General features: G+C 34.9%; 12 protein-coding genes. 11 read left to right on the top strand and 1 reads right to left on the bottom strand.

Features of this window, described 5'->3' with window-relative positions; translation table 11 throughout:
- Positions 1–775 precede the first annotated feature (775 nt).
- The 9 genes from Q4500_RS06110 to Q4500_RS06150 all read left to right on the top strand — a co-directional run bounded on the left by Q4500_RS06110 (position 776) and on the right by Q4500_RS06150 (position 13,138).
- Positions 776–949 (top strand): hypothetical protein, encoded by a 174-nt coding sequence (locus Q4500_RS06110; RefSeq protein WP_303598826.1) that lies wholly within the window; start codon positions 776–778, stop codon positions 947–949.
- Positions 950–1,057: 108 nt separating this feature from the next.
- Positions 1,058–1,480, top strand: a complete 423-nt coding sequence (locus tag Q4500_RS06115; RefSeq protein WP_303598827.1) for a hypothetical protein — start codon at positions 1,058–1,060, stop codon at positions 1,478–1,480.
- 730 nt (positions 1,481–2,210) lie between these two features.
- On the top strand, positions 2,211–2,462 hold the full coding sequence (locus Q4500_RS06120) for a type II toxin-antitoxin system ParD family antitoxin (RefSeq protein WP_303598828.1): 252 nt from the start codon (positions 2,211–2,213) through the stop codon (positions 2,460–2,462).
- Entirely contained in the window at positions 2,455–2,754 is a 300-nt protein-coding gene (locus tag Q4500_RS06125) for a type II toxin-antitoxin system RelE/ParE family toxin (protein ID WP_303598829.1), read from the top strand. Before Q4500_RS06120 ends, Q4500_RS06125 begins: the two co-directional genes overlap by 8 nt.
- A gap of 280 nt (positions 2,755–3,034) precedes the next feature.
- Positions 3,035–4,252, top strand: a complete 1,218-nt coding sequence (locus Q4500_RS06130) for an NADH:flavin oxidoreductase/NADH oxidase family protein (protein WP_303598830.1) — start codon at positions 3,035–3,037, stop codon at positions 4,250–4,252.
- 558 nt (positions 4,253–4,810) lie between these two features.
- Positions 4,811–5,560 (top strand): methyltransferase domain-containing protein, encoded by a 750-nt coding sequence (locus Q4500_RS06135; RefSeq protein ID WP_303598831.1) that lies wholly within the window; start codon positions 4,811–4,813, stop codon positions 5,558–5,560.
- A gap of 326 nt (positions 5,561–5,886) precedes the next feature.
- A complete protein-coding gene (locus Q4500_RS06140) occupies positions 5,887–6,393 on the top strand; it encodes a hypothetical protein (protein WP_303598832.1) in 507 nt (168 codons plus the stop codon).
- A 25-nt stretch (positions 6,394–6,418) separates the two neighbouring features.
- Complete coding sequence (locus Q4500_RS06145; RefSeq protein WP_303598833.1) at positions 6,419–6,826, top strand: hypothetical protein; 408 nt, start codon at positions 6,419–6,421, stop codon at positions 6,824–6,826.
- 264 nt (positions 6,827–7,090) lie between these two features.
- On the top strand, positions 7,091–13,138 hold the full coding sequence (locus Q4500_RS06150) for an alpha-2-macroglobulin (protein WP_303598834.1): 6,048 nt from the start codon (positions 7,091–7,093) through the stop codon (positions 13,136–13,138).
- Positions 13,139–13,309: 171 nt separating this feature from the next.
- On the opposite strand, the gene Q4500_RS06155 is transcribed toward Q4500_RS06150, so the two are convergent.
- Positions 13,310–15,358 (bottom strand): M13 family metallopeptidase, encoded by a 2,049-nt coding sequence (locus Q4500_RS06155; RefSeq protein ID WP_303598835.1) that lies wholly within the window; start codon positions 15,356–15,358, stop codon positions 13,310–13,312.
- A gap of 280 nt (positions 15,359–15,638) precedes the next feature.
- Here Q4500_RS06155 and Q4500_RS06160 point away from each other — a divergent pair, with 280 nt between their 5' ends.
- Positions 15,639–16,367: a carboxypeptidase-like regulatory domain-containing protein gene (locus Q4500_RS06160; protein ID WP_303598836.1), complete on the top strand. Its 729-nt coding sequence runs from the start codon at positions 15,639–15,641 to the stop codon at positions 16,365–16,367.
- Complete coding sequence (locus Q4500_RS06165) at positions 16,367–17,374, top strand: transglutaminase domain-containing protein (protein ID WP_303598837.1); 1,008 nt, start codon at positions 16,367–16,369, stop codon at positions 17,372–17,374. The genes Q4500_RS06160 and Q4500_RS06165 overlap by 1 nt, the downstream gene beginning before the upstream one ends.
- Positions 17,375–17,376: the final 2 nt, after the last annotated feature.

The following is a 17,376-nucleotide window of genomic DNA, read 5'->3' on the forward strand; positions in this document are numbered from 1 at the left end:
AGTGTAGATTTTAACTCATTAATGTGAACTTTATCCACACCTGCAGATCCCTTGTTGCGATACACTCGCGCATAGGCGTCGTTTAGATTCTTTTTACTTGTTACTTGTTTAATCAATACTACTAATTTGATTTGCTGTCTCGCTTAATCAAAGGCTGCTATTTTACTAGAAAACTATCCGTAACATAAAACAACTCCTTTGTTCATTAAAAACAATTATCGTTCTGTCCTTCACTAAAGTATCAGCCTCTAGCTACTATGACTTCTGCTGACTTCTCTACATAACCAAACTCGTGGTTGTAGAGACCTCCCCAGGTAAGAACATCTTCTTTCTCTCGATCCCTGCCGTATCTACATAACTACCATTTTTGTACTCTTTAGGGCGTAACAATGATGTGATTGCTTACCCAAGTAATTATGCCTCATATACGGTTTCTGTTCGTCAGTACAGAGTTTTGTAGTCCTGCTTCCTTCAGTCCTAGTCTCACAACTAGCAACCTTGCAGCTTACTAATGGTTCAAGGCGTTACCCCTGCCCATAAGGGACTTGCACCCTCTAGATGAATAAACTATCTTTCTAATAGTTTAAAGATGCCCATGCTGGGCACACACACCATATAAAAAACATAGCCGAGACAGCAGTAAATTCAAGGGTTGTAGCCCGCTTCAACTTTTGTGTAACTTGACAGGAAAGTGCCACGCAGTCGGCTACTATTCTTATACGAACCGTTACCAACTATTTTGAAAAAAGAAAAAAACCACTAAATATTTAAGAAAATGAACAAATCAACCAGAACCGTTATAATCATAATCGGTACTTTAAGTATCCTTGCTGGGATATATGGTTTTATTACTAATGCCGATTCTACAGCGACATATAGCGGAATTTTTATCGGAATAGCTCTAATAGGTAGTGTTATAATTAACCAGAAAGGACTTGATAAAAGCTAATACTCAATCTTAGCTAGAATTGAGCAATTTTAGGCAAATGGACTTTATGAACTGATTGAATATATTCTTTCAGACCCTAAAACTGAACTCTATGAATCGTACTCTGAAATGGAAAAAGAAATTGTTCGGATACAAACTCTTTCTGAATTTAAATACTATTTAGAGGACGGACTTGCAAATGGAAATGTGCATTTCGGATTTGGAATTTATAATCCTGAATTTAAAGGTAAATTTTTTACGTCAAGAATAAAGCTCAATCCAAAATACTGTAATGGAAAAACCTACAGATTTAATACGAATGGATGGGGAGTGATTTACCTACATCTGGATTTACAAAAAAATGAAAATGAGATTGAATGCAGAGTTTCTGTTAATTCAAAAACAAGAGCCCAAAACTGGAATAATACTAACCCTGAGTTTGGGAATCCAGAATTATGGGAATGGAAAATCGTAGAAAGTAACGCACGAAAAATAATCAACCGACTAAAAAAAACTACACACAATCGAGTAGACTGCTCTCCTCATAATTGAGGAGAGTGCGCCTCTCACACCACCGTACGTACGGGTCTCGTATACGGCGGTTCGTAAACCATCTTTTTGAATGCTCTTTACACCACTCAAAACTATTTTGTACTTTAGAAAAAGGCTACATACTTTCTAGGGAATCGGTCACCCAGTAACGAAAATATGCTCCAATTTTAATTTCCAAAAGGTCTACGTTCAGTCCTTCCTTGCTTGTGAGACCTATGTGATTTCTATTCACAACTCGTTTCTTACAAGTACTATGACTTCTGCTGACTTCTCTACTTAACCAAACTCGTGGTTGTAGAGACCTCCCCAGGTAAGAACATCTTCTTTCACTCAATGCCTGCCGTATCTACATATCTACCATTTTGGTAATCTTAGGGCGTTACAATGATGTGCTTGCTTACCCAGATAATTATGCCTCGTATACGGTTCCTGTTCGTCAGTACCGAGTTTTGTAGTCCTGCTTTCTTCAGTTATAGCTTCGCAGCTATCAACCTTGCAGCTTACTAATGGTTCAAGGCGTTACCCCTGCCCATAAGGGACTTGCACCCTCTAAATAAATAAACTACTTTTAATAAGTAGCTCAAAGATGCCCATACTGGGCACACACAATATGTATAGTGCATAGCGCCCTGCGGGATGCTACGCCACCATACACGGAACGTTGTGTGCAATTTTAAAAATTTCGACATTATACCATTTTTTGGTATATTTGAACTAAATCAGTACTCAAATGAACAAAAACACATCAATATCACTCGGAAGTTATTTCGACCAATTTGTGCAAAGTAGCATAAGTGAAGGACGGTTTAAAAACGTTAGTGAAGTTATACGTGCAGGGCTGAGACTTTTAGAAGAAGAAGAAAGTAAAGTTATTGCATTGAAAAAGGCTATTCAAGAAGGGATTGACAGCGGAATTGTTCACGACTTCGACCCAAAACAGCATCTTGAATCCTTAAAAGCCAAAAAACGCTCGAATGGCTAAATATAAACTGACCAACAAAGCCGTTGAGGATTTATCTAAGATTTGGGATTACACATTTGAGGTTTGGTCGGAAAAACAAGCGGACAAATATTATGATGGACTAATTTCTAATTGTCAAGACATTGCGGAAAATCCAGATTTGGGGAAAAACTACAAGGGAATATCAAAAAAATTGCTTGGACTGAAAACAAACCGACACATAATATTCTATAGAACTTCTAGTAATGAGTATGTTGAAATAACAAGGATATTGCATGAAAGAATGGATTTGAAGAAAAAAATTGCGGAATAAAACTGCACACAACAATGCCTAAACGTAATGCGGACTTTAGGGCAAAACCGAAAGGTCTGTGTATATTTATAAGGTCGCTAAATCTTATGGATTTAGCTTTGGACAAGAAAAAATAAATCAAAAGCTTTAGCTTCGTGCGCAGACGGAAACGAAAAGTTTCCTTACTACCGCACTCCGCATAATCAAACCGTTAAAAAAATCTCGCTGTACTCAATAAATTCAAATTGAATCATACTATTATAAACTTTATTTTATTTAAAACATTGTTACAACTAATCCTATGAATGTATTACAGGAAGAAATGATTTTACCAAATGGAGTAATCTTAAGTAATAGGATTGCTAAATCAGCAATGAGTGAAAATTTATCTAATAAGCATCATGAGCCAACATCTATTCTGATAAATACATATAAAACATGGGCAAATAGTGGTGCCGGATTATTGATTACTGGAAACATTATGATTGATTCCAGGGCAATTGGAGAACCAAGAAATGTAGTTGTTGAAAATAGAAAGAACATTACAGTTCTTAAAGATTGGGCTGAAAGTGTAAAAGGTACAAATACGCATTTGTGGGCTCAAATAAACCATCCTGGCAGACAAGCTATGGAACAAATTAACAGTAGTTTAAAAGCACCTTCTGCCATAGCTCTAAAAACTGGTGGAAGAAAAAAAACGACAAAAAAAATACCTGAGGTTTTAAGTGAAAGTGAGATTCTAGAAATCATTGAAGCTTTTGCAAATACATCTATCATTTTAAAAGAAGCAGGCTTTTCAGGTATTCAAATTCATGGTGCCCATGGGTATTTAGTTAGTCAGTTTTTATCGCCCTATACAAACATTAGAAAAGATAAATGGGGTGGTACTTTAGAGAATAGGTCCAGGTTTGTCGTTGAAGTTTATAGAAAAATCAGAGAACGTGTAGGACCTAATTTTCCTGTTGGAATTAAATTGAACTCTACGGACTTTCAAAAAGGCGGATTTTCAGAAGAAGAATCAATGGAAGTTGTTAAAATTCTTTCAAAGGAAGGTATTGATCTAATAGAAATATCAGGAGGAACCTATGAAGCACCGGCAATGATGGGAAAACGCAAAGAGAGTACCATAAAAAGAGAAGCTTATTTTATGGATTATATTGATAAAGTGAGGCAAATTACAAGTACTCCCATAATGTTAACTGGAGGATTTCGTACTACCGCTGTAATGCAAGATGCCATTGCTTCTAACCAATTAGATATTATTGGTATTGCCAGACCTTTTGCTATATTCCCTAATATTGGAAATGAAATATTCAACGAAAGCCAAGCTGATTTTACAACAAAAATTAAAAAAACAGGAGTAAAAGCAATTGATGGAATGATGAATATTGTATGGTATGAATCTCAAATAAAACGAATAGGTCAAGGTAAAAAAACTAACCCCAAATTAAGTGGTTGGTCTGTCTTTTTTAACTACTTATGCCTAATAATAGAGCAAAAACTAATACGCAAAACATAATAGCTAGTGGCTATCAAAGCCTGTAAGTAATACGGACTTTTGGGCTTGAACGGAAAAGTCTATGTATACCCGCCTGCCGGCAGACAGGTTTTGAGATTGTAGACGATTGTCTATATATATATATATATATATATATATATATATATAGACATGACCTAGTTCACCTGCTTGTTACCTATAGTATTTAGTTTCCTTAGCCTTAAGGTTCTTGCATAACATATTCTACAGTTTATACTTGCTAATTGAAAATACACAGAATACTTTGTGGTTTTAATTTCCGATCAGCTTTTCAATATTGACAAGAACCTTTGTACAAATAATAATTTACTGTGACATTTCTAATTACCGTTTCTTCTATTACAACCGGTATAGGGGTTCTTAGATTTAGATTTCAAAACAAAAACACTAGATAGCTTAAAAAGTCCACTATATCCATTCTATAAAATAGAATTCATAATTTTATCAATATAGATTATTGTATATGCTTTTATTAATTGATCTTAGTAGAGTTAGGTAATATGCTATTATAATCAGCAATCCTATTCAGTAAGAAAACGAATGAATAATAAACTTAAAATGAATATAAAACAACTTTTTATAGCGGCAATTGCAATGCTAGCATTAAGCGCTTGTAAACAAAACCAGAAAAAAACAGCGCAGCCCGAAATAAATAACGAAGCGAAAGAAGAGCAACACGATGGAAAAAAACACGGTGGAGACAACAGTAAAACGGCCAATGATTATATGCACCGCAGCTCTACTGAAGAATTAATAGAGCGATTTGAGTCGCCAGAGCGAGACGCTTATCAACAACCAGAAAAAGTGATAGCCTACTTAGGAGATTTAAGTGGAAATAAAATTATGGACATCGGAGCTGGTTCTGGTTATTTCTCTATTAAACTTGCCGAAAAAGGCGCACACGTAATTGCTGCAGATGTAAGTGATGAATTTCAAGAGATTATTAAAAAGCGAATTGAAGAGAATGAGATTGAAAACATTGAACTACGTAAAATACCTTATGATAGCCCAGATCTAGCCGATGCAGAAGTAGATAAAGTACTCATCGTAAATACCTACCATCATATAGAAAATAGAGTTGATTATTTTTCTAAAGTAAAAAAAGGAATTAAACCCAATGGTGAATTAGTGGTTATCGATTACTTCAAAAAAGAAATACCTGTGGGACCACCAGCAAACCATAAGGTAGATTTAGAAACCGTAAAAAAAGAATTAAAAGAAGCAGGATTTACTCAACTTAATGTTAATGTAGATTTATTACAATACCAATTTATAATAAGAGCTAAATAAATAAGAAGAAATATTTGAATGCAAAATTTCATTTTACGCTACTACGACATATAGATATATATATATATTCTTGGTTGGCAGCAATTAAAATGAAGTGCAAGACGGCAAACTACTTTACAATAAATTATTTTTCGTTTCAATATTTCATTGATTCTAAATGACCTGCATTAAAAGTACAATTCCACAAATTTCTGACTAGAAAACAATCTAATTTTGTTGGGCTTTTACTTATTCTTATTGCTTTTATTCAAAAAATACAACGGAATAATATAAAATTAACCCCTTTAAACAAAAACCAACCAAAATATCAAATATTTAAATATCCTATGAAAAAAGTAGCAATTGGTTGCGGAATATTTTTAGTATTGGTCATTGGTACTGTTACATTACTCTTCTATATACTTACTAGACCTAAATACAGAGATGTAGCTACTGAAAAACCATTTTCAGAAATTTTGAGACAGAAAATAATCACGAAAAAACCTACCCTGATTTTAAATTATGATCTACCTATATATGAAGACTATAGCTATCATTTAGAAGATGGTAATGGTTTTGGTATGGAATCTGATTTAGAAACGATAGTAGAAATACCAATTGGCACAGAAGTAGAAATAGACAAAATAGAAATCCATACCAATAGGGTTAGCGGTACATCTAGCGTTTATCTTTTTGGTAATGTCTATAGTCAAGAAAAACAAGAAAGCTATTCTTTTCAATATACCTGGGGTGATTATCATCTCATATACGAAGACAACCCATACTGGACCTTTGAGCTTGCCTTTTGGCAAGACGAACCATTGACTGAAAAGTATTTTATAGATGTGCCCTAATAATCAAAAAAGAAATATTGTTATAATGAAAGGTTTTACACATATTGCCTTTTTACTTTTTATAATATTAAGTGCTAATTCATGCGATAAATCTACCATCGATGGTGAATGGGATGACAACATACATCTTTCTGAGAAAAATATAACTATTTCAGCGGAAGCAACTACTGTTCTTATTACTACAGAAGGTAGTTCTTGGTGGGTTGCCGAGATATTACTTTATGATGATACAGATAATGACATTTCTGACGTTGATACCACCCAAGAAGACTTCTTGATTGAAACGGAAGACTTTATCATTGAAAGAAAAAATGCGAAAGAGATTCATGTCTCAATGACGCAAAATAACACAGGTTCAGATAGAACCTTAACTGTATCGCTACAAGCTGGTAATTATTTTGACGGATTTCAAGTGCATCAATCAGCCGATTGATTTTTTGGTGCTGAATATAGTAGCCTTAAATAACAAGGTAATCGATCTGTAATTATTAAGATTGATAAACGGTCCATTAATATTTTGGGAAATTACATTGCATCATTCTTTTTGTAATCACCTTCAAAAACTTCGAACAACCTTACCTGCCTAATTGAAAAGTACGTTTCACTAATTTATCATTGCATATAAAATTACCTTGGCACAGTTTTGTATTGTAATTTTACTATGATGAAAAAGCTATATTTAATTCTAATCTTATTTATGTCCGTACAATTTGGTAATGCCCAAGAGCACAATTCTTATGATTCACTTTGGGATAAAGTTCTTGATTTGGAGATGGAAAACTTGAGTAAATCGGCATTAAAGCAAGCTGAAGCCATCTTTGTAAAGGCGAAAAGCGAAAAAAATGAGGTACAGACTATAAAGGCCCTTCTTTATAAATCTAACTTTATTAATAGGCTTGAAGAAGATTCTAAATTAAATATCGTTAATGATATCAAATCTGAAATAGCAGTATCAGATAGTGCAACGAAAAGCATTCTTCATAGTCATTTAGCGAACTTATATTGGCAATACTACCAGCAAAACAGGTATCGATTTAATAATAGAACCAAGACAGCTGTTAAGGTTGATTCGGTAAATTTTAGAACCTGGGATTTAGATACGTTATTTAAAGAAATAGATTTTCATTTTACCGCATCCTTAGAAAATGCTAGCATAACTCAGCAACTTCCTATTTCAGATTTTGATACAATCTTAGAGAAGAACGAAGAAAATAGAAAGTACAGACCTACGTTATTTGACGTTCTTGCACATACTGCTTTACAATTTTACACAACGAGTGAAAATAGCATCAACAAGCCTGCAGATTCTTTTGAGATTGACAACGAAGTTATTTTATGCGAGGCATATACTGCCAGTTTTCTAAATTTTAATGATAGTAAAAACCTATCATTACAATCTAGAGCACTTGAAATTTATCAACAATTAGTAGCATTTCATTTTGGCAACCCAGATATGAGTCCGTTAGTATTGGTAGATATAGAGCGATTACGCTTTATTCATGCAAATGCCACTTTCGATAATAAGAACAATCTATTTCTTGAAGTGCTACAGAATTCAGCCGAAAACATAAAGCATAGTCCCCTATCTAGTTTATACACCTTTGAAATTGCACTTCAGTACCAACAATTAGGTCTCACCTATTCCCCTAAAACGAATGAAGAACATCAATGGAAATTAAAAGAAGCCATTGTACTTTGCGATGATGTAATTGCGAGATTCCCTAAAAGTTTAGGGGCGCAAAAATGCATAGTCTTAAAATCTGAAATTCAAAATACCAATATTCAACTGACTTCAGAAAAGCATATACCTACCAATATGGTAAGTAGATTACTGGTTAGTTATAAAAATATGGAGAGCCTGACTTTAAAGGCTTACCAAATTACCCAGAAACAATTAAAAGAGCTTGAAAAATTATATCAAGACCCTAAGAAACAAGACTATATAAAAAATCTACCTCTCGCTAAAACCTGGTCCACATCTTTAAAAACAGAGAACGATTATCAAACGCATAGTACTGAAATTTCCATGCCGGCTTTAGAAAATGGAAATTATGTGATCGTTGCAGAATCTGACAATGAAAAAGTAAATTCATTTAGCTTCACTACTGTTCAGGTAACCAATTTAGCAGTAATAGAAACGCAAAACCTTACACATCAGTTCTACCAAGTAATCAATCGTAATAATGGCAAACCTATTGTAGGTGCTGAAGTTTTTTTAAGGTATCGAAAAAATTATAATCAACCGATAAAACGTAAAACCTATACCACTGATAAAAATGGTAACATCGCTATCGAAAAAAATGAAGAAAGTTGGAGTGAAGTTTTTATAACCACTAAAAAGGATAGCGAAACTGCATATTTTGGTGAGTACTACATAAACAGAGGGTATGCCCAAAATGAAGAGCGAATTAACTATTCATGCTTTTTGTTTACGGACAGAAGTATTTACAGACCAGGTCAGCCCATATATTTTAAAGGTATTGCTATTAGCCAAGACAAAGGTGTTTCTAAAGTTTTAGAAAACGCTAAAATTAAAGTTACGCTCGCAGATGTTAACGGACAAGAATTAGAGACCCTTGCATTGACTACAAATGATTATGGTTCTATTTCGGGTGAATTCATACTACCAAATTCCGGACTCACAGGTCAGTTTTCTATTCGGGTTTCTTCAAGCAATTATAGTTTAAGTGGATATACCGGCATTTCAGTTGAGGAGTACAAACGACCTAAATTCGAAACAAATTTCGAACCAGTTACAGAGACCTTTAAAGTAAATGATAGTATAACGGTAATTGGTAAAGCAACCGCATATGCAGGTAGTTCCATCTCAGATGCAAAAGTAGTTTACCGTGTAAAAAGAGTGGTGAATTTACCAAGATGGTATTATTGGTTCAGACCTCATCTTAATGGCTCTTCTCAAGAAATTGAACAAGGAGAAACCGTTACCGATGCAGCAGGTAATTATGAGATAAAGTTTAAGGCTATTCCTGACAATAGTATTGCCAAAGAAAACCTACCTACTTTTAATTATGAAGTTACAGCAGATGTAACCGATATTAATGGAGAAACAAGAAGTACAGTTACAAATGTTGCCGTTGGCTATCATGCTCTAAACGTAAATTTAGTAATGCAGGAGTCCATTGACAAGACCCTGAAGGATACAGGCTTTACTATTACCAGCAGAAACTTAAACGGAGAATTTGTAGCGGCAACAGGCGAGGTGAAATTATATAAATTACAGGCACTCGAAAATGTAATACGTCCCAGACAGTGGTCTGCCCCAGATTATCAAAGTTTTTCAAAAGATGAATTCCTGAAGCTTTATCCGCATGACGCTTATGAAGACGAAGACAATTCTGCCAATTGGAAAAAAGGTAAAATGGTTTGGAAATCTAACTTCAACACTCAAAATGCTAAGGATATAAATTTCGGTAAAACCAAGAATTGGGAATCTGGTAAATACAGATTAGAATTACACTCAAAAGACAAATTTGGGCATGCCGTAAAAGATATCGCCATTATTACATTTACTGGTAACGAGCAAACATTAGCTGACAATCAATTGTTTCATATAAAAACAGATAAGGCACAATATGAGATTGGCGACAAAGCTCAAATAACATTTCTTTCAAGCGCAGAAAATTTGAATATTTATGTAAGAGTCGAAAAAAACAATACAATTGTTGAAGAAAAGTTGATTACGCTGAACAACAACTCTAAAACCATATCGGTACCGGTTACCGAAAATGATTTAGGCGGATTTGTAGTTACTTACGGTTATGCATTTGCCAATTATTTTGAATGGAACGCTCATAATATTTTGGTACCCTACCCTTCTAGCGATTTACAAATAGAGACTACGACCTTTAGAGATAAAATTGCTCCGGGTGTTGATGAAACTTGGTCTTTTAAGGTCAAAGGTCCTAAAGGTGAAAAAGTAAGCGCTGAGTTATTGGCTAGTATGTACGATGCCTCTTTAGACCAATTCAGCCCTCATTCTTGGAGTTTTTATCCATTAAACAGACCAAATTACTATTCGCGAATCAGAACGAATGCTCATGACAGTTTTTCGACAAATAGCTTCTATACATTTTCGAATTATAAAGACATGAGCTACCCAAGTCTAAGATTTGATTCTTTCGATTCGTTCGGGTTAGATTTTATGTCACGAGGAAACTTCTATAAATCGCGTGCTATTAATTATAGTTCCGCACCCTTAAGGAAATCTATGATGGCAGACGATGCTGCATTAGATGAGGTTGTTACCGTTGGCTATGGTACTGTCAGAAAAGAAAATGAATTATCAAGTGCTGTTGAAAGTATAGAACCAACAGAACTGGAACCAGAGACAGATAGCGAAGATTTTGGTTCGGTTAGTATTCGTAAAAATTTACAGGAAACCGCTTTTTTCTTTCCAAAATTACAGACCGATAAAGAAGGAAATGTAAGTTTCAATTTTACTACTCCCGAAGCATTGACCCGTTGGAATTTACAACTTTTGGCACATACCAAAAATTTGGAAAGCACGATAACAAATCTATCTACGGTAACCCAAAAAGAATTGATGGTAATCCCAAATGCACCACGGTTTTTACGTGAGGGTGATGAGATCATAATTAGCACTAAAATTTCTAACCTTACTGAAAAGCTACTTTCTGGTCAAGTGAAATTAGAGCTGACAGATGCGGTAACTGGCATAGATATTTCAAAACAAATGTTAGCCATTTCCAGTACACTAGAGACAGCATCTTTTAAAGTGGATGCTATGGGGAATACCCAAGTATCATGGAAATTGAACATTTCGGAAGGGTTGCAATCGGTTCAATATAAAATTATTGCGAAAGCAAGTGATTTCTCTGATGGCGAACAAAACATGCTGCCTGTATTATCAAACAGAACTTTGGTAACGGAAACATTACCAATGTGGATTCGTAGCAACCAGACCAAGACGTTTACTTTAGATAAGTTAAGTAATACCTCATCGACTACGCTGAAGCACCATAAGCTAACTTTAGAAATGACATCTAACCCAGCTTGGTACGCAGTACAGGCATTACCCTACTTAATGGAGTACCCGTACGATTGTAACGAGCAGACATTCTCAAGGTATTACGCAAACACCTTGGCTAGTCATATTGCGAACAGTAACCCTAGGATTCGTGAAGTGTTTAATCAATGGGCAAATTCAGATGCGTTATTAAGCAATTTAGAAAAGAACGAGGAATTAAAATCGCTGTTAATTCAAGAAACACCATGGTTACGCGATGCACAATCTGAAACCGAGCAAAAGAAAAGAATCGGTTTGTTATTCAATTTGAACAAGATGAAAAACGAGCAGCAATCAGCTTTAAACAAGCTGGCTCAAAATCAGAATTCAAGTGGAGCTTGGTCGTGGTTCAATGGTGGTCCAGATAATAGATACATTACCCAACATATTATTTCGGGAATGGGGCATTTGAACAAATTAATCACCTCAACAAATACCAACAACCAAAATTTATCAACTTCGTTCAACTCTCAATCAGAAATGATTGAAAGTGCAATTTCATATTTAGATGCTGAGTTTGTGAAAGAGTATAAGCAAATGAAGAAATACACATCGAATATTAACGATGATCATTTAAGTGCGAATCAGGTTCATTATTTATATATGCGTAGTCTTTTTCCAGAAATTAAAACCTCTAAGAAAGTAGATGAGATAACCGCGTATTATTTAAAGCAATCTCAGAAATATTGGACAAAAAGAGGTTTGTATGCACAGGGAATGTTAGCATTAATTCTAAACAGAAAAGATGATATAAAAACATCTGCCAAAATTTTACGTGCTTTAGAAGAAAATAGCATTACCAGCGATGAATTGGGCATGTACTGGAAAAGTAATACCAGCTCATGGTTTTGGTATCAAGCACCTATAGAAACTCAAGCTTTACTGATAGAAGCATTTTCTGAAATCCACCCTGCCGACATAGAAACTATAGACAATCTAAAAATATGGCTACTTAAAAATAAGCAGACCAATCAATGGAGCACTACAAAAGCAACCACAGAAGCTGTCTACGCCTTATTATTACAAGGTAGCGAGTGGTTGTCAGTTACAGACGCAGTTGAAGTTTTAATTGGCGGTGAAAAGATTGATCCTTCTACCCTAGAAGATGTAAAGGTAGAAGCAGGAACTGGTTACTTTAAAACCTCTTGGAACACTACCGAGATTGAACCAAAAATGGGTGAAGTACAAATTAGCAAAAAAGGCGACGGAATTGCTTGGGGAGCTTTGTACTGGCAATATTTTGAGGACTTAGATAAAATTACAAGTGCCGAGACTCCGTTGAAATTAAAGAAAAAAATCTTTTTGAAAAAGAATACTGATTCTGGCGAAGTGATTTCTGAAGTGACCGATAATACCAATTTAAAAGTGGGCGACTTGGTTAAGATAAGAATTGAATTGAGATCCGACCGAGATATGGAATTTTTACACATGAAAGATATGCGTGCTGCTGGTTTTGAACCTGTAAATGTAATTTCAAGATACAAGTGGCAAGACGGCTTAGGGTATTACGAAAGCACTAAAGATGCTAGTACCAATTTCTTCTTTGACTATTTACCAAAAGGAGTTTATGTGTTTGAATATGATGTACGTGTAAATAATGCCGGAGATTTTAGTAATGGCATTACTACCATACAAAGTATGTATGCACCAGAGTTTAGTAGTCATAGTGAAGGAGTTCGTGTTTCGGTGGGGAATTAACGTCATTAAGAACGTAGTGAAGTAATCTGCTTATTGCTGACTAAAAACTCACCCACTACTAATGACAAACAGATTGCCACGTCGCGAAAATACTCCTCGCAAAGACGAGTTAAAACACAAAAAAAGGGCGCTACTATGTAGCGCCCTTTTCGTCTTTTACTAAAAAATAATCTACCAAATACTAACTCTCTTTTCAGGAGCTAAATACATAGCATCACCTTCTTTAATATCAAAGGCATCGTAAAATTCTTGAATGTTTAACAAAGGTTGTGTTGCTCTAACCATACCTGGAGAGTGTGGATCAGTTTTGATCTGAGTTCTTAAAGCCTCATCTCTACTTTTAGTTCTCCAAACTGTAGCCCAAGACATAAAGAAACGTTGCTCAGCAGTAAAACCATCAATATCTTCAGGACGACCATTTTCTACATAGTATTTCTGAAGTCCGTCATAAGCACCTAGTAATCCACCTAAGTCACCGATATTCTCACCTAAGGTGAATTTACCATTAACATAAACTTCTGGCAATACCATTACGCTATCATACTGTACCGCTAAAGCATCAGCTCTTTCTGTAAAAGCAGCTAAATCAGCATCTGTCCACCAGTTTTTAAGATTTCCATCAGCATCGAAACGAGAACCGCTATCATCAAAAGCATGAGAGATTTCATGTCCAATAACAGCACCAATTCCACCATAATTTACAGCTTCATCAGCAGTATAGTTATAGAAAGGAGGCTGTAAGATTGCAGCAGGAAAAACAATCTCGTTATTCAAAGGATTGAAATATGCATTCACAGTCTGTGGAGACATTCCCCATTCCGTTTTATCAACAAGCTCACCAATTTCAGAGTAATTCTTCAACTCTCCCCATTTGTTCACCGCAGTCATATTTTCAAAGTACGACTTGTCTGCAGAAACTTCCATCGTAGAATAATCTTCCCACTTATCTGGGTAAGCAATCTTCACGGTGAATTTATCTAACTTTTCAATTGCTTTTGTTTTTGTAGAATCGCTCATCCAATCCAAAACAGAAATACGTTCTTTAAAAGCATCGATTACATTTGCAATCATCAACTCAGCTTTAGCCTTTGCTTCTGGCGGAAACTTAGCGTCTACATACAATTGACCTAAAGCCTCACCAACAGTACCGTTTACCGTTGCCAATGCACGCTCGTCTGCAGCACGTTGTTCTTTTGCTCCTCTAAGGTATTTGCTATAAAATTCCCAATCTGCAGTTTCAATTTCAGTTGTTAATTTTCCGGCAGCACTATTAAAGGTATCCCATCTCACCAAAGTTTTGATATCTTCAATCGGTGTCGTTTTCAAGAACTTATCTAAAGCTTCGGTATATCTTAATTGAGTAACCAAAAGTGTATCGAACTTTTTAGTAATCCCTAAATCAGAGATAAGTTTTTGCATGTCGATAGTAGACATCATTATATCTACCTCAGCAATTGTTCTTGGGTTATTGTAATTTCTGGCATCTCTACGTTCTACTTTATTCAAACGTGGTTCTGCTAATTGCGTTTCTAGAGCTAGAATTTTATCTGCAGCTTTTGTTGCATCAGCTTCAGAATCACCTAATTTCTGCAACATTTTAGATACGTGTTTTTTATACTCTTCACGTATTTCTACAGACTTCTCATCTTCATCCAAATAGAAATCACGATCAGGTAAACCTAATCCGTTCGCACCTAAATACACAGCATTCATACTACTGTTATTTAAATCTGCACCAGCACCAATATTTAAGAACGGAGAAGATACAGCAGCATTAGTTGCCAAAACAGTTTGCAAATCATTTAAACTCTTTACCGAAGAAATTGCTTCAAATGCAGAAGTTAAGGGAGCAATACCTGCTTTATTTCTAGCGGCAGTATCTAACTTTGTATCAAAAATTGCCAAAGCTTTCGCTTGATCGGTATCTGAAGCGTAATTACCACTTTCTTTTGCAGTAGCTAATATTTTTAAAACATCGTCGTCTGTAGATTTACGAAGTACACTGAAGCCGCCCCAGCTAGTTCTATCATCAGGAATTTCGGTAAACTTCATCCAGTTTCCGTTCACATAGTTATAAAAATCTGACCTAGGGTTTTGAGTAGTATCCATGTTCGTAAGAACAATACCAGGTATTGTTTCTACTTCTACAGTAGGTTTCGCTTCCTCTTTACAAGAAGCTAAGGCTACCAGTCCGGCAGCTAGAAAATAAATCTTTTTCATTTTGTGTGAGTTAGTTTTTAATGTGTCAGTCTATATGACGCACATTTTGAGTTTTGTTACAAAAATAACAGGATTTTACTTTCAATACGTTTTTTTACACTCACAAATACTAACATTAACATTTGAAGATTAACTTATTACATCAGAAAAAGTAATTTCAAAATCTTATAACAACTTTAAAACCAAGTTGACTCATTGAAAGTACCACTACACTCATTTTGTATTTTATAAAATCAATGCTTCTTATACTTTACAGGTGTACTAATTAAAAAACCGAATTATGAAAAGCACATTAACAATTGACGTAAAAGAACCATGCAAAGAAAATTTCACTAATTTTAGTAAAACCGAAAAAGGAGGTTTTTGCCAAAGTTGTGAAAAAGAGGTAATTGATTTTACCAATTTTTCCGATACAGAACTGGTAAACTATTTAAGTAACTCAAAGAAAAAAACTTGTGGTATGTTTAAAGCATCGCAATTAAAATCTTATGAAACCCATACACTTCAAACCATGAATAATTCTATGTTCCATAAAGGAATTGCAATGATGAGTTTTTCTTTATTGGCTCTTTGCGCTACTGAAGTTAAAGGTCAAGAAACTGCTAGTATAGAGCCAACTATTGAATTGGTGTCTTCATTAGAAGGTGTTGTAGGTAAAGTACAAATAGTACAAGAAAAACACACTGTAACAGGTACCATTGTCGATGAAGCAAATGAACCATTACCTGGTGTAAATGTGGTTTTGAAAGGAACTACAATAGGCACACAGACAGATTTTGACGGTAAATTTGAATTCCCACAACAGCTTGTGCAAAATGACATTCTAGTACTTAGCTTTATAGGTTATGAAACCAAAACGTACAAAGTTGCAGCAAACGGTAGTTCTAACATAGATATCAATATTACTTTTGATGAATACGACATGGTTTTGATGGGTGATATTGTAATCGATGGCACCTACTCTAGCAAAAGAAATATTTTTCAGAAGATTGGAGATATTTTTAAATAATGAGAAAATTCATATTCCTTTCAACGCTCTTATTTTCATTAATAAGCTTTGCTCAACGCTCAGATTTTAATCATATCGATTTTAAAAAAGCAGATAGCATAGCTGATTATTATAAAGATGCTAGCCTAAGAAATTTACCCGTACTTACTCATAATTTGACCACATCATTAGAAACTGATGTCGAAAAATTTAGAGCGATATACACATGGATCAGCACAAACATAGCCAATGACTATACTTCTTATGTAAAAATAAGCACCAAAAGAAAAAGGTTTGCTAAAGACAGGCAAGCCTTTTTAGATTGGAATACAAGTATTACACCTAAAGTCTTTAAAAATTTATTAGAAGACCGAAAAACTGCCTGTACGGGTTATGCATATCTGGTAAAGGAAATGGCAAATTTGGCAGGATTTAAATGTGATATTATCGATGGCTACGGGCGTACGCCAACCCTATTGTTAGAAGAAGATAGTGCACCCAACCATTCTTGGAACAATATCAAGGTTAATGAAAAATGGTATCTGTGTGATGCTACTTGGTCTGCCGGGCAAACAATCATTATTAACGGCACACCATTATTTCAGCAAGATTATTTCGACGGATATTTTCTTGCGGATGCTGAATTATTTGCAAAAAATCATTTTCCAATACAAAAAGAAGAAGGTCAACCTATAAAAAAGGAAAATCTAGATGCTTTTATTGCGGGACCAGTCATTTACAAAGAAGCTTTTTTAGCACCGATAATTCCTATTGCCCCAGTTGCAATGCATAATAATATTCCAAAAGGAGCATCGGTAACCTTTACACTACAAGTACCAAAAGAATTTATTGGAAATACACAACTATTGCTGAACAAAGGTGGGAGTCAAAAAAATGGGAATCCGAATATTATAAAGAAAGAAGGCAAAATAAATCTAGTACAACACTTTGAAAAGAAAGGACTTTATGACGTTCATATTTCAGTCGAAGATCAACTGATTGCTACTTATGTCATTAAAGTAAAATAGGA

Source organism: Maribacter sp. 1_MG-2023 (assembly GCF_030547005.1).
Taxonomy (GTDB): Bacteria; Bacteroidota; Bacteroidia; order Flavobacteriales; family Flavobacteriaceae; genus Maribacter.